The 22,265-nt window shown below is 66.7% G+C and carries 19 protein-coding genes; 3 read left to right on the forward strand and 16 right to left on the reverse strand.

The genetic code is table 11. The features are described 5' to 3' along the window. Nucleotides 1-32 precede the first annotated feature (32 nt). On the forward strand, nucleotides 33-2,210 hold the full coding sequence (locus M9799_RS02725) for an EAL domain-containing protein (protein WP_318530287.1): 2,178 nt from the start codon (nucleotides 33-35) through the stop codon (nucleotides 2,208-2,210). A 134-nt stretch (nucleotides 2,211-2,344) separates the two neighbouring features. On the opposite strand, the gene glmM is transcribed toward M9799_RS02725, so the two are convergent. The 4 genes from glmM to M9799_RS02745 form a co-directional block, all read right to left on the reverse strand. Beyond that, nucleotides 2,345-3,679 carry a phosphoglucosamine mutase gene (gene glmM, locus M9799_RS02730; protein ID WP_231044301.1) on the reverse strand — a complete coding sequence of 445 codons (1,335 nt, stop codon included), beginning with the start codon at nucleotides 3,677-3,679 and terminating at the stop codon, nucleotides 2,345-2,347. 38 nt (nucleotides 3,680-3,717) lie between these two features. Further along, the gene (folP, locus tag M9799_RS02735) at nucleotides 3,718-4,569 is read right to left on the reverse strand and encodes a dihydropteroate synthase (protein ID WP_231044300.1); all 852 of its coding nucleotides are present in this window, start codon (nucleotides 4,567-4,569) and stop codon (nucleotides 3,718-3,720) included. Between the two features lie 70 nt (nucleotides 4,570-4,639). Beyond that, nucleotides 4,640-6,571: an ATP-dependent zinc metalloprotease FtsH gene (gene ftsH / locus M9799_RS02740; RefSeq protein WP_231044299.1), complete on the reverse strand. Its 1,932-nt coding sequence runs from the start codon at nucleotides 6,569-6,571 to the stop codon at nucleotides 4,640-4,642. A gap of 156 nt (nucleotides 6,572-6,727) precedes the next feature. Further along, a complete protein-coding gene (locus tag M9799_RS02745) occupies nucleotides 6,728-7,381 on the reverse strand; it encodes an RlmE family RNA methyltransferase (protein WP_231044298.1) in 654 nt (217 codons plus the stop codon). A gap of 32 nt (nucleotides 7,382-7,413) precedes the next feature. Between M9799_RS02745 and M9799_RS02750 the strand changes: the two genes are divergently transcribed. Continuing rightward, entirely contained in the window at nucleotides 7,414-7,890 is a 477-nt protein-coding gene (locus M9799_RS02750) for a YhbY family RNA-binding protein (RefSeq protein ID WP_184275855.1), read from the forward strand. A gap of 18 nt (nucleotides 7,891-7,908) precedes the next feature. Beyond that, a complete protein-coding gene (locus M9799_RS02755; protein WP_231044297.1) occupies nucleotides 7,909-8,661 on the forward strand; it encodes a glycosyltransferase in 753 nt (250 codons plus the stop codon). 59 nt (nucleotides 8,662-8,720) lie between these two features. Here the strand turns inward: M9799_RS02755 and M9799_RS02760 are convergent, their stop codons facing one another. The 12 genes from M9799_RS02760 to bamA form a co-directional block, all read right to left on the reverse strand. Further along, the gene (locus M9799_RS02760) at nucleotides 8,721-9,155 is read right to left on the reverse strand and encodes a DUF4149 domain-containing protein (RefSeq protein WP_422689314.1); all 435 of its coding nucleotides are present in this window, start codon (nucleotides 9,153-9,155) and stop codon (nucleotides 8,721-8,723) included. 8 nt (nucleotides 9,156-9,163) lie between these two features. Beyond that, complete coding sequence (greA, locus tag M9799_RS02765) at nucleotides 9,164-9,640, reverse strand: transcription elongation factor GreA (RefSeq protein ID WP_231044296.1); 477 nt, start codon at nucleotides 9,638-9,640, stop codon at nucleotides 9,164-9,166. Between the two features lie 239 nt (nucleotides 9,641-9,879). Next, a complete protein-coding gene (gene carB / locus M9799_RS02770) occupies nucleotides 9,880-13,128 on the reverse strand; it encodes a carbamoyl-phosphate synthase large subunit (RefSeq protein WP_231044295.1) in 3,249 nt (1,082 codons plus the stop codon). Then, on the reverse strand, nucleotides 13,128-14,303 hold the full coding sequence (carA, locus tag M9799_RS02775) for a glutamine-hydrolyzing carbamoyl-phosphate synthase small subunit (protein WP_231044294.1): 1,176 nt from the start codon (nucleotides 14,301-14,303) through the stop codon (nucleotides 13,128-13,130). Before carA ends, carB begins: the two co-directional genes overlap by 1 nt. A gap of 313 nt (nucleotides 14,304-14,616) precedes the next feature. Continuing rightward, nucleotides 14,617-15,393 (reverse strand): TrmH family RNA methyltransferase, encoded by a 777-nt coding sequence (locus M9799_RS02780; protein ID WP_231044293.1) that lies wholly within the window; start codon nucleotides 15,391-15,393, stop codon nucleotides 14,617-14,619. Nucleotides 15,394-15,399: 6 nt separating this feature from the next. Continuing rightward, nucleotides 15,400-16,032: a ribonuclease HII gene (gene rnhB / locus M9799_RS02785; RefSeq protein ID WP_231044292.1), complete on the reverse strand. Its 633-nt coding sequence runs from the start codon at nucleotides 16,030-16,032 to the stop codon at nucleotides 15,400-15,402. Continuing rightward, nucleotides 16,001-17,158 (reverse strand): lipid-A-disaccharide synthase, encoded by a 1,158-nt coding sequence (gene lpxB, locus M9799_RS02790; protein ID WP_231044291.1) that lies wholly within the window; start codon nucleotides 17,156-17,158, stop codon nucleotides 16,001-16,003. Before lpxB ends, rnhB begins: the two co-directional genes overlap by 32 nt. A gap of 13 nt (nucleotides 17,159-17,171) precedes the next feature. After that, on the reverse strand, nucleotides 17,172-17,960 hold the full coding sequence (gene lpxA, locus M9799_RS02795; RefSeq protein ID WP_231044290.1) for an acyl-ACP--UDP-N-acetylglucosamine O-acyltransferase: 789 nt from the start codon (nucleotides 17,958-17,960) through the stop codon (nucleotides 17,172-17,174). An 8-nt stretch (nucleotides 17,961-17,968) separates the two neighbouring features. Then, nucleotides 17,969-18,409 carry a 3-hydroxyacyl-ACP dehydratase FabZ gene (fabZ, locus tag M9799_RS02800; protein WP_231044289.1) on the reverse strand — a complete coding sequence of 147 codons (441 nt, stop codon included), beginning with the start codon at nucleotides 18,407-18,409 and terminating at the stop codon, nucleotides 17,969-17,971. Further along, on the reverse strand, nucleotides 18,406-19,404 hold the full coding sequence (lpxD, locus tag M9799_RS02805) for a UDP-3-O-(3-hydroxymyristoyl)glucosamine N-acyltransferase (protein WP_231044288.1): 999 nt from the start codon (nucleotides 19,402-19,404) through the stop codon (nucleotides 18,406-18,408). The genes fabZ and lpxD overlap by 4 nt, the downstream gene beginning before the upstream one ends. Before the next feature lie 24 nt (nucleotides 19,405-19,428). After that, the gene (locus M9799_RS02810; protein ID WP_231044287.1) at nucleotides 19,429-19,935 is read right to left on the reverse strand and encodes an OmpH/Skp family outer membrane protein; all 507 of its coding nucleotides are present in this window, start codon (nucleotides 19,933-19,935) and stop codon (nucleotides 19,429-19,431) included. Next, nucleotides 19,935-22,232, reverse strand: a complete 2,298-nt coding sequence (gene bamA / locus M9799_RS02815) for an outer membrane protein assembly factor BamA (RefSeq protein ID WP_231044286.1) — start codon at nucleotides 22,230-22,232, stop codon at nucleotides 19,935-19,937. Before bamA ends, M9799_RS02810 begins: the two co-directional genes overlap by 1 nt. Between the last annotated feature and the right edge of the window lie 33 nt (nucleotides 22,233-22,265).

Genomic DNA, 22,265 nt, shown 5'->3' on the forward strand with positions numbered 1-22,265 from the left:
AGCGCCCCTCCGTGCCCTCCTCCCATACCGTCTTGCCTGACGCAGTCGAACGCATCCAGCGCGAGCAGCACACTCTTTTGGCGAGTGCCGGAGTGGGCATCGCCTTCATGCATGGCCAGGAGATCGTGCGTTGCAACGAGCGCTTTGCCGAGATCCTCGGCTACGCCTCGGCCCGGGAGCTTGCGGGGTGCACTGGAACGTCGCTCCACCCCGATGCCAGAAGCTTCCTGCGCCTGGCCCGCGCGGCGCGCACACGCATGCTCCAGGGGCTGACCTTCCGCACCGAATGCCAGCTGCGCCGCCAGGACGGCACGCTATTCTGGGGCGACGTCAGCGGCCGGCTCATCGACCCGCAGGCGCCCGGGGAAGGCTCGGTCTGGACCCTCGACGACATCGACGCGCAGCGCCAGGCCCAGGCCCTGCTCAACACCGCGCTGCGCGAGCGGCAGTTGCTGTTCGACCATGCGAGCGTGGGCATCATCTTCATGCGCCGCGGCCATCTCACGCGCTGCAACGGCCACTTCGAGACCATGCTCGGCTACGGGCCGGGCGAGCTGATCGGCACCAGCGCGCGCCACTGGTTCGCCAGCGCCGCCGAATGGGAGCGGCTGGAGCAGAACATCGCGCGCCAGCTGACCGTGGGCTTGAGCTTCGAAGGCGAGATGATGCTCTCCAGGAAGGATGGCGGAACCGTCATCTGCGAGGTGCGCTGCAAGCTCATCGATGCCCACGATCCCGACCAGGGCACGATCTGGATCACCGACGACATCACCGAACGCACGCAGGCCCAGGCGGCGCTGGCGAAGGTGCACGAGCAGCTCGAACAGCAGGTGCGCGACCGCACGCGGGAGCTCAGCGCCACCGTCGAGGACCTGCACCGCGAGATGGCCGACCGCAAGCGCGACCAGGACCGCATCTACTGGTTGGCGCATTACGACCCGCTGACCGGCCTGCCCAACCGCACGCTGCTGGCCGACCGCAGCACCCAGGCGATCCAGCTGGCGCGCGACAACGGCGCGCCGCTGGCAGCGATCTTCCTGGATCTGGACCACTTCAAGCATGTCAACGATTCGCTGGGCCACCGCGTCGGCGACACCCTGCTGGTGCAGATCGCCAAGCGGCTGCGCTCGGTGGTGCGCGAGAAGGACACGGTCTCGCGCATCGGCGGCGACGAGTTCGTGCTGCTGCTGCCCGGCGCCAATGCCCACGGCGCGGCGCGCGTGGCCGACAAGCTGCTCGAAGCTTCGCGCCAGCCCTACCAGATCGACCACCACGAGCTGACCATGGCGCCCTCGATGGGCATCGCCCTGTACCCGCAGGACGGCATGGACTTCGACACGCTGACGCAGTCGGCCGACGTCGCGATGTACCACGCCAAGCTCGACGGCCGCAACACCTACCGCTTCTTCACGCCCGAGATGCGCGCCCAGTCGCTGCGTGCGCTGCAGCTGGAGAACGCGCTGCGCCGCGCCCTCGATCGCGACGAGCTGCAGCTGCACTACCAGCCCCAGGTGCGCATCCGCACCGGCCGGGTGCACAGCGTCGAGGCGCTGCTACGCTGGAACCACCCCAAGCTCGGTCCCATTTCGCCCTCCGAGTTCATCCCCGTCGCCGAGGACACGGGCCAGATCCTGCAGATCGGCGAATGGGTGCTGCGCAATGCCGTGGCGCAGCTCAAGGCCTGGCGCAGCGCGGGCCTGGCCGAGCTCAAGATCGCCGTCAACCTGTCGGCCATCCAGTTCCACCAGCCGCAGCTGCCCGACCTGGTCAGCCAGATACTGCATGCCGCCGCGGTCCCGCCCGATGCGCTGGAGCTGGAGCTGACCGAAGGCGTGGCCGTCAACGACCCGCGCACCGCGACCGAGACCATGGACCAGCTGCGCTCGCGCGGCGTACGCCTGTCGATCGACGATTTCGGCACCGGCTATTCCTCGCTGAGCCAGCTCAAGCGCTTCCAGATCTACAAGCTCAAGATCGACCAGTCGTTCGTGCAGGACCTGGACCACGACGGCAACGACCGCGCCATCGTCAGCGCCATCATCCGCATGGCCCAGGCACTGGGCATGCAGACCACTGCCGAGGGGGTGGAGACCGACGCCCAGCTGCAGTTCCTGCGCGACATGGGCTGCGACGAGGCCCAGGGCTATTACTTCAGCCGGCCGCTGCCGCCTGGGGAGGAACTGCTGGACTTCCTGAAGGGAAGAGCCTGAGCATCTGCCGCGCCGCGGTGCCCATGGCGTGCGCTGCATGCGATGCCCGCGCGCTCGACCGTTCGTGGTGAGCCTGCCCGGGCGAGCCGCCCGGGTTGCCCCGCCGCAGGCACCGAATCTTCAGGAAACGCGCCTCACCCCGCCTGGACCGCCTCGGCAAGCTGCCGCGCGCAGCGGCTTGCCTGCTGGGCATCGCGTGCTTCAACCATGACGCGCAGCAGGGGTTCGGTGCCGCTGGGGCGTATCAGCACCCGGCCGCTGTCGCCGAGCTCGGCCTGCACGGACTGCAGGGCCTGCTCAAGCCGCGCGCTGCCCTTCCAGTCCTGCCCCGGCGCCAGCCGCACGTTGATCAGTTCCTGGGGATACAGCGGCACGGCTTCGAGCCACTGCGCAAGCGTCCTGCCGCCGCGCACGCAGGCCTGCAGCACCTGCAGCGCGCTGACCAGGCCGTCGCCCGTGGTGTGGCGGTCCAGCGCCAGCAGGTGGCCCGAGCCCTCGCCCCCCAGCAGCCAGCCATGGCGCGCCAGCTCTTCCAGCACATAGCGGTCGCCGACCTTGGCGCGCACGAAGCCCACGCCCTGCGCCTTGAGCGCCGACTCCACCGCGAGATTGGTCATCAGCGTGCCGACCACGCCCGGCACGGCTTCGCCGCGCGCCAGCCGGTCGGCGGCCAGCAGGTACAGCAGTTCGTCGCCGTTGTAGAGCCGGCCCGCGGCATCGACCATCTGCAGCCGGTCGGCGTCGCCGTCGAGCGCGATGCCGTAATCCGCCCCATGCGCCTGCACGGCGCGCACCATGGCCTGCGGGTGCGTCGCGCCCACCTCGTCGTTGATGTTCAGGCCATTGGGCGCGCAACCCATGGCCACCACCTCGGCGCCCAGCTCATGGAACACCTTCGGGGCGATCTGGTAGGCCGCGCCATGCGCCGCATCGACCACGATCTTCAGACCTTTGAGCGTGAGGTCGTGTGCGAAGGTGCTCTTGCAGAATTCGATGTAGCGACCGGCGGCGTCGTCGAGCCTGCGGGTCTTGCCCAGGGCGGCGGAATCGGCCCAGACCGGCGCCTCGGTCAAGGCGCGCTCGACCTCCTCCTCCCAGCTGTCGGGCAGCTTGCTGCCCTGGGCGTTGAAGAACTTGATGCCGTTGTCGGGATAGGGATTGTGGCTGGCGCTGATCACCACGCCCAGGCTCGCGCGCTGCGCACGGGTCAGGTAGGCCACGCCAGGCGTGGGCAGCGGGCCGAGCAGCACGACATCGACGCCTGCGGAATTGAAGCCCGATTCGAGCGCGCTTTCCAGCATGTAGCCCGAAATGCGCGTGTCCTTGCCGATCAGCACCGTGGGACGCCGCTCGCTGCGGCGCAGCACGCGTCCCACGGCATGCGCAAGCCGCAGCACGAAATCCGGGGTGATGGGCGCATGCCCGACGGTGCCCCGGATGCCATCGGTGCCGAAATATTCACGAGCCATAGCCAGCCTTGAGAAAGAGTCAATCTGAAGCCGGAAACTCAGCCGGCAAGAGCGCCATTGTCGCGCATGGCCTGCCACACCTGCAGCGCCGCCACCGTCTCGCGCACGTCATGCACGCGCACGATGCGCGCGCCATGCTCGACCGACAGCAGCGCCGCGGCCACGCTGGGCACCAGGCGCTGGTCCACCGGCAGGCCCGTGACCTCGCCCAGCGAGCCCTTGCGCGACCAGCCCGCGAGCAGCGGATAGCCCAGCGCCGCCAGCTCGGCCCCGCGCGCCAGCAGCGTGAAATTCTGCGCCACGGTCTTGCCGAAGCCCGTGCCCGCATCCAGCACGATGCGCTCGCGCGCCACGCCCAGCGCCTGCAGGCCCTCGGCGGCTGCCTGGAGGAACGCGCGCACCTGCGGCACGACGTCGCCCTGCATGTGCTCGCGGTGCATGCTTTGCGGCACGCTGTGCATGTGCATCAGGCAGACCCCGCATTGCGCATGGCTGGCCACCACCTGCGCGGCGCCCGGCTGGCGCAGCGCCCAGATGTCGTTGATGATGTCCGCGCCCAGCTCCAGCACCGCCTGCATGACCTCGGTCTTGTAGGTGTCGACCGAAACCGGCACGCCCAGCTTCACCGCTTCGCGCACCAGCGGCAGCACGCGCGCCAGTTCCTCCTCGAGGCCCACGGCCGGACTGCCAGGGCGTGTCGATTCTCCGCCGATGTCGAGGATATGCGCCCCCTCCCGGATCAGCCGCTCGCAGTGCGCCAGCGCCCCGGACACGCCGCCATGCCGGCCGCCATCGGAAAAGGAATCCGGCGTGATGTTGACGATGCCCATCACCAGCGGACGCTCCAGGTCCAGCAGGAAGCGGCTGGTCTGCCATTGCTGCATGTTCATGCCTCTCGAATCAAAGGAACCATAGAAAACGGGGCCCGCAGGCCCCGCTGTCAGTTTGCCCGTACGCCGGTCAGGCGGCGGTCGGCGCGGCATCGGCACCTGGCGCCGGCTTCACCGCAGGGGTGCCGCCGCTGGTGTCGTCGCCGCCCGAGGAAGGCGTGCGCGGTGTCCAGTCCTTGGGCGGGCGCGGCGCGCGGCCGGCCATGATGTCGTCGAGCTGCTCGGAATCGATGGTTTCCCATTCGAGCATCGCCTTGGCCATGGCATGCATCTTGTCGCTGTTGTCCTCGATCAGCTTGCGTGCCAGGCTGTACTGCTCGTCGATGATGCGGCGCACCTCTTCATCGACCTTCTGCATGGTCTGCTCGCTGACGTTGTTGGTCTTGGTCACCGAGCGTCCCAGGAACACCTCGCCCTCGTTTTCCGCATAGACCATCGGGCCCAGCGCCTCGGTCATGCCGTAGCGCGTGACCATGTCGCGCGCGATCTGCGTGGCGCGCTCGAAGTCGTTGCTGGCACCCGTGGTCATCTGGTGCATGAACACTTCCTCGGCGATGCGCCCGCCGAACAGCATCGCGATCTGGTTCAGCATGAACTCCTTGTCATAGGAGTAGCGGTCCTTCTCGGGCAGGCTCATGGTCACGCCCAGCGCGCGGCCGCGCGGGATGATCGTGACCTTGTGCACCGGATCGCACTTGGGCAGCAGCTTGCCGATCAGCGCATGGCCGGCCTCGTGATAGGCGGTGTTGCGGCGCTCTTCCTCGGGCATGACCATCGACTTGCGCTCGGGGCCCATGATGATCTTGTCCTTGGCCTTCTCGAAGTCCTGCATCTCGACGGTACGCGCGTTGCGGCGCGCGGCCATCAGCGCGGCCTCGTTGCACAGGTTGGCCAGGTCGGCGCCCGACATGCCGGGCGTGCCGCGGGCAATGACGGCGGCGTTCACGTCCTGGCTCACGGGCACCTTGCGCATGTGCACGTTGAGGATCTGCTCGCGGCCGCGGATGTCGGGCAGCGTCACGTAGACCTGGCGGTCGAAGCGGCCGGGGCGCAGCAGCGCGGCGTCGAGAATGTCGGGGCGGTTCGTGGCAGCCACGACGATCACGCCCATGTTGGTCTCGAAGCCGTCCATCTCGACCAGCATCTGGTTGAGAGTCTGCTCGCGCTCGTCATTGCCACCGCCGACACCGGCGCCGCGCTGGCGGCCCACCGCATCGATTTCATCGATGAAGATGATGCACGGAGCGTTCTTCTTGGCGTTCTCGAACATGTCGCGCACGCGTGCCGCGCCCACGCCGACGAACATCTCGACGAAGTCCGAACCGGAGATGCTGAAGAAAGGCACCTTGGCTTCGCCGGCAATCGACTTGGCCAGCAGCGTCTTGCCGGTACCCGGAGGGCCGACCAGCAGCAGGCCGCGCGGAATGCGGCCGCCGAGCTTCTGGAACTTGCTCGGGTCCTTGAGGAAGTCGACGACTTCCTTGACCTCTTCCTTGGCTTCGTCGCAGCCCGCGACATCGGCAAAGGTGACGGTATTGTTGTTCTCGTCGAGCATGCGCGCCTTGCTCTTGCCGAAGCTGAACGCGCCACCCTTGCCGCCACCCTGCATCTGGCGCATGAAATACACCCACACGCCGATCAGCAGCAGCATCGGGCCCCAGCTCACGAGCAGGGACATCAGCACCGAGCCTTCCTCGCGCGGCTTGTTGTCGAAAACGACGTTGTATTTGAGCAGGTCGTCGACCAGGCCACGGTCCATGTAGGTGCCCGTCGTGCGCAGCTTGCGGCCATCGGTCGTGACCGCCGTGATCTCGGAGCCGCCCTGCCCGTCCGGAAGGATCACGCTCTTGATGCGGTTGTTGCGAACTTCGTCCAGAAATTCGGAATAGCCGATGTAGCCGGACGCAGCGCTGGTACGGTTGTCGAATTGTTTGAACACCGTAAACAGCACCATGGCGATGACCAGCCACACGGCAATTTTTGAAAACCACTGATTGTTCAAGCGGGGCTCCAGATGGAATGCAGGGAAAGGATCACGAAATCTTCATGACCCATTTGGGGAGCATTTTAGGTGCTTCAAGCCTGGGGGCCCATAAATCCCTTCATCTCGCCCCCGGGGGCATGGCCTTTCGTTGCGCGGCCGCCTTGTCCGGCACTTTCATTTCAGGCCCATTCCGACCAGAAAGGTTTCGGAGGACTTGTCGCGCGAGGCCTTGGGCTTGATCGGCTTGACCACCTTGAAGGTCTGCTTGAACAGGTCCACCAGCTGCGTATAGCCGCTGCCGTGGAACAGCTTCACCACCAGCGCGCCCTCGGGCTTCATGTGCTGCCTGGTGAAATCCACCGCCAGCTCGATCAGCAGCGAGATGCGCGCCGCGTCGATCGAGTCGATGCCCGACAGGTTGGGCGCCATGTCGGAAACCACCACGTCGACCTTCCTGCCCTCCAGCACCGCCTCGAGCTCGGCCAGCACCGCTTCCTCGCGGAAGTCGCCCTGGATGAAGTGCACGCCCTCGATGGGCTCCATAGGCAGCAGGTCCAGGCCGACGATGCGGCCGTTGAGCTCGCCCACGGCCGCGCCCTGGGGCGAGAGCTTGCGGCGCACGTACTGGCTCCAGGCGCCGGGCGTGGAGCCCAGGTCGACCACGAAGTCGCCAGGGCGGATCAGCCCCAGCTGCTCGTCGATCTCCTTGAGCTTGTAGGCCGCGCGGGCGCGAAAGCCCTCCTTCTGCGCGAGTTTCACATAGGTGTCGTTGACATGGTCATTGAGCCATGCCTTATTGACCTTCTTGCTTTTGGTCTTGGTTTTCATGCTGATTACGTCCTGACTGGATAATACGGGCCATGCCCCAAATTCAATTGACTCCCGCACAGCGCCGGGAACACCGCGCCAACGCCCACCATCTCGACCCCGTGGTCATGATCGGCGGCGATGGCCTCACGCCCGCCGTGCAAAAAGAAATACACGCGGCCCTGAATGCGCACGGCCTGATCAAGGTCCGCGTCTTCAACGACGACCGCGCCGCGCGCGACCAGATCTACCAACAGCTGGCCGACGAGCTGGACGCCGCGCCGATCCAGCACATCGGCAAGCTGCTGGTGCTGTGGCGCCCGATTCCCGAGAAGGAAAAGACCGTCGACGAGGACCGCATGCCCGGCCCACGCGACGTCAAGGTGCTCAAGTTCAGCTCCCGCGGCGGCCAGCGCCCCGAAGTCAAGCAGCTGCGCGTGCTGGGCAACCAGCGCCTCACGGCCGGCGGCACGATCAAGCGCGCCAAGGTCAAGCAGAAATCCGTCAAGAAGCGCCAGCAGGGCGACTGAAGACCGGCTGCGTTGTCCATGACCGACATTTCGACTCCCGCGGCGCGCGAGCGCCACGTCATCTGCATGAAGTGGGGCACCAAATACGGCCCCGAGTACGTCAACCGGCTCTACGCCATGGTGCGGCGCCATCTGCAGGGTGATTTTCGCTTTGTCTGCCTGACCGACGACAGCCAGGGGATTCGCCCCGAGGTGCAGTGCCTGCCGATCCCCTCGCTGGACTTGCCTGCGGGCCTGCCCGAGCGCGGCTGGACCAAGCTGGCGACCTTCACCGAGGACCTGCACGGCTTGCGCGGCACGGCGCTGTTCCTCGACGTGGACGTGGTCGTCACGGGCCCGCTCGACGACTTCTTCACGCTGCCGGGCGAGTTCCGCATCATCCACGACTACAAGCGTCCTTGGCGGATCACGGGCAATTCCTCCGTCTACCGCTGGGAGCTGGGCGCGCACCCCGACGTGCTCGCCTACTTCCGCAGCCACTTCGACGAGATCCGCAGCAAGTTCCGCAACGAGCAGGCGTACCTGTCGGACTTCCTGCACCGCCAGGGCAAGCTGCAGTACTGGCCCGCCGAATGGTGCCCGAGCTTCAAGTACCATGGCATCCCCGCCTGGCCGACCAATTACTGGAAACCGCCGTTCGTGCCCGCGGGCGCGCGTGTCGTGATCTTCCATGGCGAATGCAATCCGCCCGATGCACTGGCGGGCCGGCGCAACCGGCGCTTTCGCTTCATCAAGCCGGCCACCTGGGTGGGCGAGCACTGGCGCGAATAGGCGCGGCACAAAAAAGGCGGTCTCGAACCGCCTTTTTCTTTTTCCGGCACGGGCCGTTCTCAACGCGCGGGCGCGCAGCAGCGCCACAGCACGCGCAGCGCGCACAGCCACTGCACGGCATACATCGCGGTGCCGACGCTGTGCCACAGGCGCAGGTCCTGCTTCGCCACGATGCGCGGCGAGACGCCGAACTGCACCAGCAGCGCCAGCAGCATGCCGACGATCACCCACACCAGCACATCGCGCGCCCAGGGCTCCTCGGCCTCGGCATGGCGGCGCTTGGCCAGCACCAGCAGCAGCGCCGTGCAGGCCACCGACACCCAGGTCTGGGCCGCGAACAGCGTGGCCGCCATGCGCCCGGCCATGGCCGGGCTGGGCAGGTGGGCAAACAGCAGGGGCACGGCAAGGAAGCCGATGACGCTCAAGCCCCCCCACCACAGCGCGGCGGCCAGCGCCGGCAGGCGCTCTTGCAGTTGCGGTGCGAACTTCGCCATGGGGCAGCTCAGACGTAGCGCACCGCCACCACTTCGTAGCGGCGCAGGCCGCCCGGGGCCTGGACCTCGGCGGTGTCGCCCTCTTCCTTGCCGATCAGCGCGCGCGCGATCGGGCTGGAGATGTTGATCAGTCCTTCCTTGAGATCGGCTTCGTCCTCGCCGACGATCTGGTAGGTCACGGTGTCGCCGGTGTTCTCGTCCTCGAGCTCCACCGTGGCGCCGAACACCACGCGCCCGCCCGCATCGACGGCGGTAGGGTCGATGATCTGCGCGGCCGAAAGCTTGCCTTCGACCTCGAGGATGCGGCCCTCGATGAAACCCTGGCGGTCCTTGGCGGCTTCGTACTCGGCGTTCTCGCTCAGGTCGCCCTGGGCGCGTGCCTCGGCGATCGCCTGGATCACGTTCGGACGCTCGACGGTCTTCAGGCGGTGCAGCTCGGCCTTGAGCTTTTCCGCACCGCGCTTGGTAATGGGGATGGTAGCCATCGGTAATTCTCCACGTTCAGCATGCTCCGCGCCTGGCGCGGCAATTCACAAAAAACCAGCGGATGCCCGGGGTCCGGGGCTGCGGTGCCCGAGGACGGCCAATGCGCCGCCCCTACGGGCACGCCCAATGGGCCAGCCCAAAAGCAAACCGCCGCACGTTGCCGCGCGGCGGTTTCTGGTCATGGGCCCATTATGCCGCGATTGGCGCGGCATTCACCCGGTATAACCCGGACCGGCGCTCAGGCCCCGGCCAGCTGCGCGTGCAGTTCCTGGAGGGAATAGACCTCCAGGTTGTGCATGCTCTTCATGCCTTCGACGGCGGCTTCGGCGCCGAAGATGGTCGTGAAGGTCGTCACGCGCGCCAGCAGCGAGCTGGTGCGGATGGCGCGCGAGTCGGCGATCGCGTTGCGGCGCTCCTCGACGGTGTTGATCACCATCGCGATGTCGCCCATCTTGATCATGTCGACGATGTGCGGACGGCCCTCGGTGACCTTGTTGACCACCTGCACCGCGATGCCGGCCTCGGCGATGGCCGCCGCCGTGCCCTTGGTCGCCACCAGCTCGAAGCCCATGGCCGCCAGCTCGCGAGCGATGTTCACGGCGCGCGCCTTGTCGTTGTTCTTCACGGTGAGGAACACGCGGCCCGACTGCGGCAGCAGCGTGCCCGCGCCGAGCTGGCTCTTGACGAAGGCCTCGCCGAAGGTCTTGCCCACGCCCATGACCTCGCCGGTCGACTTCATTTCCGGGCCGAGGATGGTGTCCACGCCGGGGAACTTGACGAAGGGGAACACGGCTTCCTTGACGCTGAAGTACGGCGGCGTGACTTCCTTGTCGATGCCCTGCGAGGCCAGCGTCTGGCCGACCATGCAGCGCGCCGCGACCTTGGCCAGCTGGATGCCGGTGGCCTTGGAGACGAAGGGCACCGTGCGCGAGGCGCGCGGGTTCACTTCCAGCACATAGATCACGTCCTTGCCGTCGCGCTCCTGGATCGCGAACTGCACGTTCATCAGGCCGACCACGTTCAGGCCTTCGGCCATGGCCGCGGTCTGGCGCTTGATCTCCTCGATCGTGTCCTTGTTCAGGTAGTAGGGCGGCAGCGAGCAGGCGGAGTCGCCCGAGTGCACGCCGGCCTGCTCGATGTGCTCCATCACGCCGCCGATGAACACCTTGCCCTCGACGTCGCGCACGCAGTCCACGTCGCACTCGATGGCGTTGGACAGGAAGTGGTCCAGCAGCACCGGCGAGTCGTTGCTGACCTTGACGGCCTCGCGCATGTAGCGCTCGAGGTCGCGCTGCTCGTGCACGATCTCCATCGCGCGGCCGCCGAGCACATAGCTCGGGCGCACCACCAGCGGGTAGCCCAGCGAGGCGGCCTTCTCCAGGGCTTCGGCGTCGGTGCGCGCGGTGGCGTTCGGCGGCTGGCGCAGGCCCAGCGAATGCAGCATCTTCTGGAAGCGCTCGCGGTCTTCGGCGGCGTCGATCATGTCGGGCGAGGTGCCGATGATCGGCACGCCGGCCTTCTCCAGGCCCAGCGCCAGCTTGAGCGGCGTCTGGCCGCCGTACTGCACGATGACGCCTTCGGGCTTCTCGACGGCCACGATCTCCAGCACGTCTTCCAGCGTCAGCGACTCGAAGTACAGGCGGTCCGAGGTGTCGTAGTCGGTGGACACGGTCTCGGGGTTGCAGTTGACCATGATGGTCTCGTAGCCGTCCTCGCGCATGGCGAGCGCGGCATGCACGCAGCAGTAGTCGAACTCGATGCCCTGGCCGATGCGGTTGGGACCGCCGCCGAGCACCATGATCTTCTTCTTGTCGCTCGGCGCCGCTTCGCATTCCTCGTCGTAGGTCGAGTACATGTAGGCGGTGTCGGTGGCGAACTCGCCGGCGCAGGTGTCGACGCGCTTGTAGACCGGGCGCACGGCCAGCGCATGGCGCGCGGCGCGCACGGCGTCTTCCGTCGTGTGCATCAGCTTGGCCAGGCGGCGGTCGGAGAAGCCCTTTTGCTTGAGCGCGCGCAGCGTGCCGGCGTCGAGCGCGGCCAGCGTGCCTTCGCCCTTCTGGGCGTAGAGCTCGTCGAGCTCCATCTCGATCTTCACGATCTGCTCGATCTGCACCAGGAACCAGCGGTCGATCTTGGTGAGGTTGAACACCTCGTCCACGGACAGGCCCATGGCAAACGCGTCGCCCACGTACCAGATGCGGTCGGGACCGGGCTCGCCCAGTTCCTTTTCCAGCGTCTCGCGGTCCTGGGTCTTCTCGTTCATGCCGTCGACGCCGACCTCGAGGCCGCGCAGCGCCTTCTGGAAGGATTCCTGGAAGGTGCGGCCCATGGCCATGACCTCGCCCACCGACTTCATCTGCGTGGTGAGGCGATTGTCGGCCGTGGGGAACTTCTCGAAGGCGAAGCGTGGGATCTTGGTGACCACGTAGTCGATCGAGGGCTCGAACGAGGCCGGGGTCGCGCCGCCGGTGATGTCGTTCTTGAGCTCGTCGAGCGTGTAGCCCACGGCCAGCTTGGCCGCGACCTTGGCGATGGGGAAGCCCGTGGCCTTGGAGGCCAGCGCCGAGGAACGCGACACGCGCGGGTTCATCTCGATGACGATCATGCGGCCGTCATTGGGGTTGACCGAGAACTGCACGTTCGAGCCGCCGGTGTCCACGCCGATCTCGCGCAGCACCGCCAGCGAGGCGTTGCGCATGATCTGGTATTCCTTGTCGGTCAGCGTCTGCGCCGGCGCGACGGTGATCGAGTCGCCGGTGTGCACGCCCATCGGGTCCAGGTTCTCGATCGAGCAGATGATGATGCAGTTGTCCGCCTTGTCGCGCACCACTTCCATCTCGTACTCCTTCCAGCCGAGCAGCGATTCCTCGATCAGCAGCTCGTTGGTCGGCGAGGCTTCCAGGCCGCGCTTGCAGATGGTCTCGAATTCCTCGGGGTTGTAGGCGATGCCGCCGCCCGTGCCGCCGAGCGTGAAGCTCGGGCGGATCACGGTGGGGAAACCCATCTGCTTTTGCACCGCCCAGGCCTCGTCCATGCTGTGGGCAATGCCCGAGCGCGCCGAACCGAGACCGATCTTGGTCATCGCGTCCTTGAACTTCAGGCGGTCTTCGGCCTTGTCGATGGCTTCGGGCGTGGCGCCGATCAGCTCGACGCTGTACTTGTCCAGCACGCCGTTGCGCCACAGGTCGAGCGCGCAGTTCAGCGCGGTCTGGCCGCCCATGGTCGGCAGGATCGCATCGGGGCGCTCCTTGGCGATGATCTTCTCGACCGTCTGCCAGGTGATGGGCTCGATGTAGGTGACGTCGGCGGTGGCCGGGTCGGTCATGATCGTCGCGGGGTTGCTGTTGATCAGGATGACCTTGTAGCCCTCCTCGCGCAGCGCCTTGCAGGCCTGCACGCCGGAGTAGTCGAATTCGCAGGCCTGGCCGATGACGATGGGGCCGGCGCCGATGATCAGGATGCTTTTGAGGTCTGTGCGCTTTGGCATTATTTATTCTCCTGGGCCTTGGCCATCAATGCCGTGAAGCGGTCGAACAGGTAGGCGACATCGTGCGGTCCGGGCGAAGCCTCGGGATGTCCCTGGAAGCAGAAGGCGGGTTTGTCGGTGCGCTCCAGGCCCTGCAGCGTGCCGTCGAACAGGCTCACGTGCGTCGGGCGCAGGTTGGCCGGCAGCGTGTCCATCTCCACCGCGAAGCCGTGGTTCTGGCTGGTGATGCTGACGCGGCCGGTGTCGAGGTCCTTGACCGGATGGTTGGCGCCATGGTGGCTGTTGTCCATCTTGAAGGTCTTGGCGCCCGAGGCCAGCGCCATCAGCTGGTGGCCCAGGCAGATGCCGAAGGTAGGCACGCCGGCGTCGATCAGCTCGCGCGTGGCTTCGATCGCATAGTCGCAGGGCTGCGGATCGCCCGGGCCGTTGGCCAGGAACACGCCATCCGGGTTCAGCGCCATGACATCGGCGGCAGGGGTCTGCGCGGGCAGCACGGTGAGCTTGCAGCCGCGCTCGGCCAGCATGCGCAGGATGTTCTTCTTGACGCCGTAGTCGAAGGCCACGACGTGGAAGCGTGGGTCCTTTTGCTCGCCATAGCCCTCGCCCAGGTCCCACTCGGTCTGGTTCCAGGCATAGGTCTCGGGCGTGGAAACCACCTTCGCCAGGTCCAGCCCCTTCATCGACGGCGCGGCCTTGGCGGCGGCCAGCGCCTCGTCGATGCGCTCCTGCGTCACGCTCTCGCCCTCGGCCAGGCCGACGATCGCCCCGTTCTGCGCACCCTTGTCGCGCAGCAGGCGCGTGAGCTTGCGGGTGTCGATGTTGGCAATCGCCACGGTCTTCTCGCGCACCAGGTACTCGGACAGGGTCAGCGTCTTGCGGAAGTTGCTGGCCAGCAGCGGCAGATCCTTGATGATCAGCCCCGCGGCATGGACCTTGTCAGCCTCGATGTCCTCGGCGTTGACGCCATAGTTGCCGATGTGCGGATACGTGAGCGTCACGATCTGCTGGCAATAGCTCGGGTCGGTGAGGATTTCCTGGTAGCCGGTGATGGCGGTGTTGAACACCACTTCGCCGACGGTGGTGCCGGCTGCACCAATCGAGTTGCCGATAAAGACCGTGCCGTCTGCGAGCGCCAGGATGGCTGGGGGGAAGTTTCCCTTGAGAGACAAAAGCACTGGGTTCTCCGGTTTTGATTACGGTTACGCCCAGCGAGCCTGGACGTGGGTCCGGCTGTAGCTTGTGTTGCGGGGGAAGGCTCGAAGCGGCGCTAGGCGTAGATGTGGAATGCTTGAAAGCCGCCCATTATAGCCGTGCACCGTGACGCGGCCGTGGCTGGCGGGGATTACCCGTGGGGGCGGGAGACTTATGAAGGTAACGAGGGGTTTGTGATCCTCAACTTACAAGCTCTCCGTTCGTCCTGAGCCCCACCCTCCGTTCGCCCTGAGCCCCACCCTCCGTTCGCCCTGAGCTTGTAGAAGGGTGAACGGTTCATGCACCTGCGCTCAACGCACTCGCATGCAAACAGATCGCCGCAGCCGCCGCCACATTCAGCGACTCCTCCCCGCCCGGCTGCCCGATGCGCACCTGCAGCGCCGCCAGCGCCTCGACGGCCGGCCCCACGCCCTGCCCCTCGTGGCCCATGGCCCAGGCGCAGGGCCAGGGCAGATCGGTGTGCTGGATCAGCTTGCCCTGGTGCGAGCTGGTGACGATCAGCGGCACCTGCAGCGCCTCGAGCGCCGAGGCCTCGGCGCCCTCGACCAGGTGCAGACCGAAGTGCGCCCCCATGCCCGCGCGCAGCACCTTCTGGCTCCACAGCGCCGCCGTGCCCTTGAGCGCCACCACCTGGGTGAAGCCGAAGGCCGCGGCGCTGCGCAGGATCGAGCCGACGTTGCCGGCATCCTGCACGCGGTCGAGCACCACCGTGGCCTGGCCCGGCTGCGGCTCGAATCCTGGCTGCCATTCCAGCAGATAACCCATGCGCGCTGGCGACTCCAGCCCGCTGACATCGGCAAACAGGGCATCGGCCAGCACCACCACCTTGTCGGCGGCATGGGCCCATTCGGCGGGCACCTGCGGCCAGAAGGACTCGGCGAACACCGCGATCCGGGGGCGCAGGCCGCGCGCCAGTGCCGCGCGGCACAGGTGGTCGCCTTCGAGCCAGACGCGGCCCTGCTTGCGGTAGGCCGTGCTGTCCTGGGACAGGCGGCGCAGCTCCTTGACGAAGGCGTTGTCGCGCGAATGGATGGGGGTCACAGGGGAAGTCATAGCCGTTCAGACGAAGGAGGGAGCCAGCAGTTGCGAAACCGGCGAAAACGAGCGGCGGTGCTCCGGACAGGCGCCATGCGCCTGCAGCGCCGTCAGATGGGCGGGCGTGCCATAGCCCTTGTGGCCGGCAAAGCCATAGGCCGGGTACTGCTCGTGCAGGCGTTCGCACCAGCGGTCGCGGTGCACCTTGGCAAGGATCGAAGCCGCGGAGATGGCCTGCACCAGCGCATCGCCCTTGACGATCGCCTCGGCCTGCATGTCCAGCACCGGGATGCGGTTGCCGTCGACCAGCACCAGCACGGGTTTGAGGCGCAGCCCCATCACCGCGCGGCGCATCGCCAGCATCGTCGCCTGCAGGATGTTGAGCTCGTCGATCTCCTGCACGCTGGCCTCGGCAATCGAGCAGCACAGCGCCTTGGCGCGGATCTCGTCGAACAGCGCCTCCCGGCGCGCGGGCGTGAGCTTCTTTGAGTCGGCCAGGCCCGCGATCGGGCGCAGGTCGTCGAGGATCACGGCGGCCGCCACCACCGGGCCGGCCAGCGGGCCCCGCCCCGCCTCGTCCACCCCCGCTACCAGGCCGGGCGGATGCCACGGCAAGCAGGCCTGTTCAGGTGGAGGAGACAACTTTCTGGATAGCATCGGCAGCCAATCGGGCGGTATCGCGCTGCAGCTCGTGGTGCAGCGCCGTGAAGCGCTGCTCGAGCGCCTCGATGGTTGAAGGGGAATTCTCGCGCGCGCGCAGCCAGCGCAGTACCTCGGCCGCCAGGGCCTCTGGCGTGGCCGCGTCCTGCAGCAGCTCCGGCACGACGAATGCGCCGCACAGGATATTGGGCAGGCCGACCCAGGGCTGCAGCTGCTTGCGGCGCATCAGGCGCCAGCTCAGCGACTGCATGCGGTAGCCGATCACCATCGGCCGCTTGAACAGCGCCGCTTCCAGCGTGGCCGTGCCGCTGGCGATCAGCGTGCAGTCGCAGGCGGCCAGCGCGTCGTGCGACTGGCCGGCCAGGATGCGCACCTGGCTCTCGAGCCCGGCGGCCCGGGCGGCCGAGCGCACCTCGTCGATCAGCGAGGGCACAGCGGGCACCACGATCTCCACGGCGGGAAAGGCCTGGCGCACCAGCGCCGCGGCCGCGAAGAACGCGGGCGCGATATGGCGGATTTCGGAGTTGCGACTGCCGGGCAGCACGGCCAGCACCAGCGCCTGCGGCGACAGCCCCAGCCGCCGGCGCGCCGCCTGGCGGTCGGGCACGAGCGGAATGACGCTGGCCAGCGGGTGGCCCACATAGGTCGCGGCAATGCCGTGGGACGCCAGCAGCGCCGGCTCGAAGGGGAATATGCACAGCACATGGTCGGCCGCGCGGCGGATCTTCTCCACCCGGTTGGCACGCCAGGCCCATATCGAGGGGCAGACGAAATGCACGGTCTTGATGCCGCGCGCGCGCAGATCGGCTTCCAGCCCCAGATTGAAGTCGGGCGCATCGACGCCGACGAACACGCTGGGCGGCGCGGCCAGCAGCCGCTCGCGCAGCTGGCGCCGGGTGCGCAGCAGCTCGGCCAGGCGCTGGAAGACTTCGAGGTTGTAGCCGTGCACCGCCAGACGCTGGCTGTCCCACCAGGCGTCGAAGCCGCGTGCCCGCATCTGCGCGCCACCGATGCCCATGCTCTGCAGCCCCGGCCACTGGGCCTTGAGACCGTCGAGGATCAGTCCGGCCAACAGGTCGCCGGAGGTCTCGCCGGCCACCATCGCGACGCGCGGTGCAGTCATGGCGGGCGGCACCTCAGCGCGCGATGCCGCGCCTGGAGCCGGCAATGAAGGCGCTCAGGGCTTCGATGTCGCTGGAGGCTTCGGGGTATTGCGCTACCAGGGAGGCAATGGCCTGGCGCGCCGCCTCGAGCGTGAGCCCCTGGCGGTACAGCAGCCGGTGCATCTGCTTGACGGCGGCCAGGCGCTCGGGCGAGAAGCCGCGCCGGCGCAACCCCTCGAGGTTGAAGCCGCGCACCGCCAGCGGATTGCCGTCCACCAGCATGAACGGCGGCACGTCTTGCGAGATGTGGCTGGCGAAGCCGGCCATCACATGCGCGCCGATCTGCGTGAACTGGTGCACGCCGGTCAGCCCGCCCAGGATCGCATGGTCGCCCACGGTGACGTGGCCAGCCAGCGTGGCGTTGTTGGCCAGCACCGTGTGGTTGCCCACGATGCAGTCATGCGCGATGTGCACATAGGCCATGATCCAGTTGTCGTTGCCGATCCGCGTCAGCCCCTCATCCTGGATGGTGCCGGTATTGAAGGTGCAGAACTCGCGGATGGTGTTGCGGTCGCCGATCACCAGCCGGGTCGGCTCATCGGCGTACTTCTTGTCCTGCGGCTGCGCGCCCAGCGAGGCGAACTGGAAGATCTGGTTGTCCTGCCCGATCGTCGTGTGGCCCTCGATGACGCAGTGCGCGCCCACGGTGGTGCCGGCGCCGATGCGCACATGCGGCCCGATCACGGCATAGGGTCCCACGGCAACCGATGCATCGAGTTCGGCCGCCGGGTCGACCAGCGCGGTGGAGTGGATGCGGCTCACTGGCACCCTCAGCCCACGGCACGCATGGTGCACATCAGGTCGGCTTCGCAGGCCACCTCGTCGCCCACGCGCGCCACGCCCTTGAACTTCCAGATGCCGCCGCGCACGCGGTCAATGGTGATCTCCAGCATCAACTGGTCGCCGGGCTCGACCGGACGCTTGAAGCGCGCGGCGTCGATGCCCACGAAGTAGTAGATGTTGTTCTCGTCCGGCACCTGGCCCATGGCGTCGAACGCCAGCAGCCCTGCGGCCTGTGCCAGCGCTTCGAGCATCAGCACGCCCGGCATCACCGGGCGGCCCGGGAAATGCCCCTGGAAATACGGCTCGTTGAACGTGACGTTCTTGACGGCCTTGATGCGTTGGTTGCTCTCGAGCTCCAGGACCCTGTCCACCAGCAAAAAGGGGTAGCGGTGGGGCAGTTGCTTGAGAATTGCGTGGATATCCATCATTGCGTTCCGATCTTGCTGTCCTGCGGCTGCTGCTGCTCGAGCGCCTTGATGCGCTCGCGCAAGCTGTGCAACTGCTTCAAAGTGGCAGCGTTTTTTTCCCATTTGTTGTTTTCATCGACAGGAAACACTCCTGTATAGACGCCGGGCTTGTTCAAAGAACGCGTCACCACCGTCGCCGCCGAGACATGCACATTTTCGGCCAATTGCAGGTGCCCGAGCACGATGGCGCCACCGCCCACGGTGCAGTGCGCACCGATGCGCGCGCTGCCCGCGACCCCCACGCAGCCCGCCATGGCGACATGCTCCCCGACATGGACGTTGTGCCCGATCTGCACGAGATTATCCAGCTTCACGCCGCGCTCGATCACCGTATCGTCCAGGGCGCCGCGGTCGATGCAGGTGTTGGCGCCGATTTCCACGTCGTCGCCGATGCGCACCGCGCCCAGCTGCTCGATCTTCACCCAGGCCCCGCGCTCGGGCGCGAAGCCGAAGCCGTCGGAGCCCAGCACCACGCCCGCATGCAGGATGCAGCGCGCCCCGACGCTGCAGTTCTCGCCCACCGTGACGCGCGATTTGAGCACCGTGCCCGCGCCGATGCGCGCGCCGCGTTCGACCACGCACAGCGGGCCCACCCAGGCCGTCGGATCGACCACGGCTTCGGGGTCGACCACCGCGCTGGGATGCACGCCGCGCGGCACCTCCCGCGCATGCCGCTGCTTCCACAGCTGCGTGGCGCGCGCGAAATAAACATAGGGGTTGTCGGCCACGATGCAGGCGCCGCGCTGCATGGCGGCCTCCCGCATCGCGGGCGCCACAATGACACAGGCCGCCTTGGAGGCGGCCAGTTGCTGCTGGTAGCGCGGATTGCTCAGGAAACTCAAGTCTCCAGGGCCTGCGGAGTCCAGCGGAGCGATGCGGAGGATCTCCGTATCGCCATCCGCCAGCTCCAGCGTTCCTCCCAGCGCACCCACAATTTGCCCGAGTAACAAGCTCACTGTCCGTACGTCTTCAGCTGCAATTTACTTGGCGCCGTTGAGCGCCTTGATCACCTTGTCGGTGATGTCGTGCTTGGGATTGATGTAGACCGCTTCCTGCAGGATCACGTCGTATTTCTCGGCCTCGGCCACGCTCTTGACGACACGGTTGGCGCGCTCGAGCACGGCGGAGAGTTCCTCGTTCTTGCGCGAGTTCAGGTCTTCCTGGAATTCGCGGCGCTTGCGCTGGAATTCGCGGTCCTGGTCCACCAGCTGGCGCTGGCGCGTGGTGCGCTGCGATTCCGGCAGCGTGGGCGCTTCGCGCTCGAACTTGTCCGAAGCCGCCTTCAGCGCATTGCCGGCGTCGACCAGGTCCTTTTCGCGCTTGGCGAATTCTGTTTCCAGCTTGGCCTGGGCGGCCTTGGCCGTGCTTGCTTCGCGGAAGATCCGGTCCGTATTGACAAACCCGGCCTTGAATTCTTGCGCATGCGCAGCCAGAGCCATGGTGCTCATCAGCACGGCCGCAGAGATTTGGCGAGAGAGAGATTTCATTAGAAGGACGTTCCGATTTGGAATTGAAGTTTCTGGATTTTATCCCCGGCGAATTTTCGCACCGGATGAGCATACGCCAAGCGCAATGGCCCCAGTGGGGATATCCAGCTCAAGCCGATGCCAGCCGAAGCGCGCATCAGCGAGAAATCCACCGATTCGCGGTCGCCGAACACATTGCCCACGTCCACGAAGGAGAACACGCGCAGCGTCCGGTCGTTGCCCGCGCCCGGCAGCGGCGCCATGAATTCGGCGTTCAGCGTGACCTTCTTCGGCCCGCCCAGCGAGGAGCCGATGACGTCGCGCGGGCCCAGCGTGCCCTGGTCGAAACCGCGCACCGAGCCCAGGCCGCCCGAGTAGAAGTTCTTGAAGACCGGGAAAGGACGGCCGCCCAGGCCCTTGCCCCAGCCGAGCTCGCCGTTGAAGGCCAGCGTGAATTTCTTGTTCAGCGGCACGTACTGCTGGATCTGGTAGTTGGCGCGCACATAGCGTGCATCGCCCGCCACCGACCAATCGGTATTGAGGCGCTGGTAGCGGCCGGCGTTGGGCGCCAGCGCGCTGTCGCGGCTGTCGCGCGACCAGCCGATGGTCAGAGGCACGGCCGTGCTGCTGTAGCCATAGGCATCGCCATAGGCCAGGTAGGCGGCGGGGATGTTCGTGCCCGGCTTGATGCGGGTCTGCTCCACGCCGGCGCCGAAGAACACCGTGTCGAGCTCGCTGAAGGGCACGCCGAATCGCACGCCGGTGCCGGCCGTGACGAGTTCGTAGTTGCCGCCCTGGTCTTCATAGGGCTTGTCGGTGCGGTAGTACAGGTCCAGGGTGCGCGAGATGCCGTCCTTGGTGAAGTAGGGATCGGTGGTGCTCAGCACCACCGTGCGGCGGTACTTGCTGGTGTTCACATCCACGCCCAGATAGTTACCGGAGCCAAACACGTTTTCCTGTTTGATACCAAAAGACAGCGACACCTTCTCGGCGCTCGAGAAGCCGGCGCCCAGCTGCAGCGAACCGGTGGGCTTTTCCACCACCGACACCACCAGGTCGACCTGGTCGGGCGAGCCAGGGACTTCCTGCGTCTCGATGTTGACTTCGGTGAAGAAGCCCAGACGGTCGACGCGATCGCGCGAGAGCTTGATCTTGTCGCCGTCGTACCACGAGGCCTCGAACTGGCGGAACTCGCGGCGGATCACTTCGTCGCGCGTGCGGTTGTTGCCGCTGACCTGGATGCGGCGCACATAGGCGCGGCGCGAGGGCTCGGCCTTGACCACGATCGATACACGGTTGTTCTCGCGGTCGATCTCGGGCACTGCCTCGACGCGCGCGAACGCGAAGCCGAAGTTGCCGAAGTGGTCGGAAAAGGCCTTGGTCGTTTCGGCCACTTGGTCGGCGTTGTAGGGCTCGCCCGGCTTGATCTTGACCATCGACTTGAATTCGTCGTCGCGCTCGAGGTAGTTGCCCTCGAGCTTGACGTCGGACACCACATAGCGCTCGCCCTCGTGGATGTTCACCGTCAGCGAAATGGTCTGCTTGTCCGGAGAGATCGCCACCTGGGTCGAATCGATGCGGAATTCGAGGTAGCCGCGCTGCAGATAGTACGAACGCAGCGTCTCGAGGTCGGCATTGAGCTTGGAGCGCGCGTAACGGTCGGACTTGGTGTACCAGCTGAGCCAGCCGCCCGTGTCCTGGTCGAACAGGCCCTTGAGCGTGGATTCGCTGAAGGCCTTGTTGCCCACGATGTGGATCTCGTTGATCTTCGCCGGCTCGCCTTCGGTCACGGTGAAGGTGAGGTTGACGCGGTTGCGCTCGATGGGCGTCACCGTGGTCACGACTTCCGCGCCATACAGGCTGCGGTTGATGTACTGGCGCTTGAGCTCCTGCTCGGCGCGGTCGGCCAGCGCGTTGTCGAAGGGCCGGCCCTCGGCCAGGCCCACGTCGCGCATGGCCTTCTTCAGCGTGTCCTTGTCGAATTCCTTGGTGCCGGCGAAGTTGACGTCGGCAATGGTGGGGCGCTCCTCCACGACCACCGTCAGCACGTTGCCGTTGGCCTCCAGCCGCACGTCCTTGAACAGGCCCAGCGCGAACAGCGCGCGGATCGCGGCCGAGCCCTTCTCGTCGTTGTAGTCATCGCCCACGCGCAGCGGGATGGATGCGAAGATGGTGCCGGCTTCCACCCGCTGCAGGCCTTCGACGCGGATGTCCTGCACCTTGAAGGGCTCCAGCGCCCAGGCGGCGTTGGCCGCGAGAACCATGGCGGTCAAGGCCGAAGCGGTACGCGCGCCTAAGCGATTGATGTGTTTTTTCATGAGTGAAGTGCCGCCGACTTGCTGGGCAAATTC

Source organism: Comamonas endophytica (genome assembly GCF_023634805.2).
GTDB classification, from domain to species: Bacteria; Pseudomonadota; Gammaproteobacteria; order Burkholderiales; family Burkholderiaceae_C; genus Comamonas; species Comamonas endophytica.

Bases quoted from the DNA above. Each gene is read 5' to 3' on its own strand.
- M9799_RS02755 (WP_231044297.1), top strand. From the start codon at position 7,909: ATGACCGACATTTCGACTCCCGCGGCGCGCGAGCGCCACGTCATCTGC.
- M9799_RS02745 (WP_231044298.1), bottom strand. From the start codon at position 7,381: ATGAAAACCAAGACCAAAAGCAAGAAGGTCAATAAGGCATGGCTCAAT.
- M9799_RS02750 (WP_184275855.1), top strand. From the start codon at position 7,414: ATGCCCCAAATTCAATTGACTCCCGCACAGCGCCGGGAACACCGCGCC.
- M9799_RS02760 (WP_422689314.1), bottom strand. From the start codon at position 9,155: ATGGCGAAGTTCGCACCGCAACTGCAAGAGCGCCTGCCGGCGCTGGCC.
- lpxB (WP_231044291.1), bottom strand. From the start codon at position 17,158: ATGACTGCACCGCGCGTCGCGATGGTGGCCGGCGAGACCTCCGGCGAC.
- M9799_RS02780 (WP_231044293.1), bottom strand. From the start codon at position 15,393: ATGACTTCCCCTGTGACCCCCATCCATTCGCGCGACAACGCCTTCGTC.
- bamA (WP_231044286.1), bottom strand. From the start codon at position 22,232: ATGAAAAAACACATCAATCGCTTAGGCGCGCGTACCGCTTCGGCCTTG.
- carB (WP_231044295.1), bottom strand. From the start codon at position 13,128: ATGCCAAAGCGCACAGACCTCAAAAGCATCCTGATCATCGGCGCCGGC.
- folP (WP_231044300.1), bottom strand. From the start codon at position 4,569: ATGAACATGCAGCAATGGCAGACCAGCCGCTTCCTGCTGGACCTGGAG.
- greA (WP_231044296.1), bottom strand. From the start codon at position 9,640: ATGGCTACCATCCCCATTACCAAGCGCGGTGCGGAAAAGCTCAAGGCC.
- fabZ (WP_231044289.1), bottom strand. From the start codon at position 18,409: ATGATGGATATCCACGCAATTCTCAAGCAACTGCCCCACCGCTACCCC.
- glmM (WP_231044301.1), bottom strand. From the start codon at position 3,679: ATGGCTCGTGAATATTTCGGCACCGATGGCATCCGGGGCACCGTCGGG.
- M9799_RS02810 (WP_231044287.1), bottom strand. From the start codon at position 19,935: ATGAAATCTCTCTCTCGCCAAATCTCTGCGGCCGTGCTGATGAGCACC.
- rnhB (WP_231044292.1), bottom strand. From the start codon at position 16,032: ATGCTATCCAGAAAGTTGTCTCCTCCACCTGAACAGGCCTGCTTGCCG.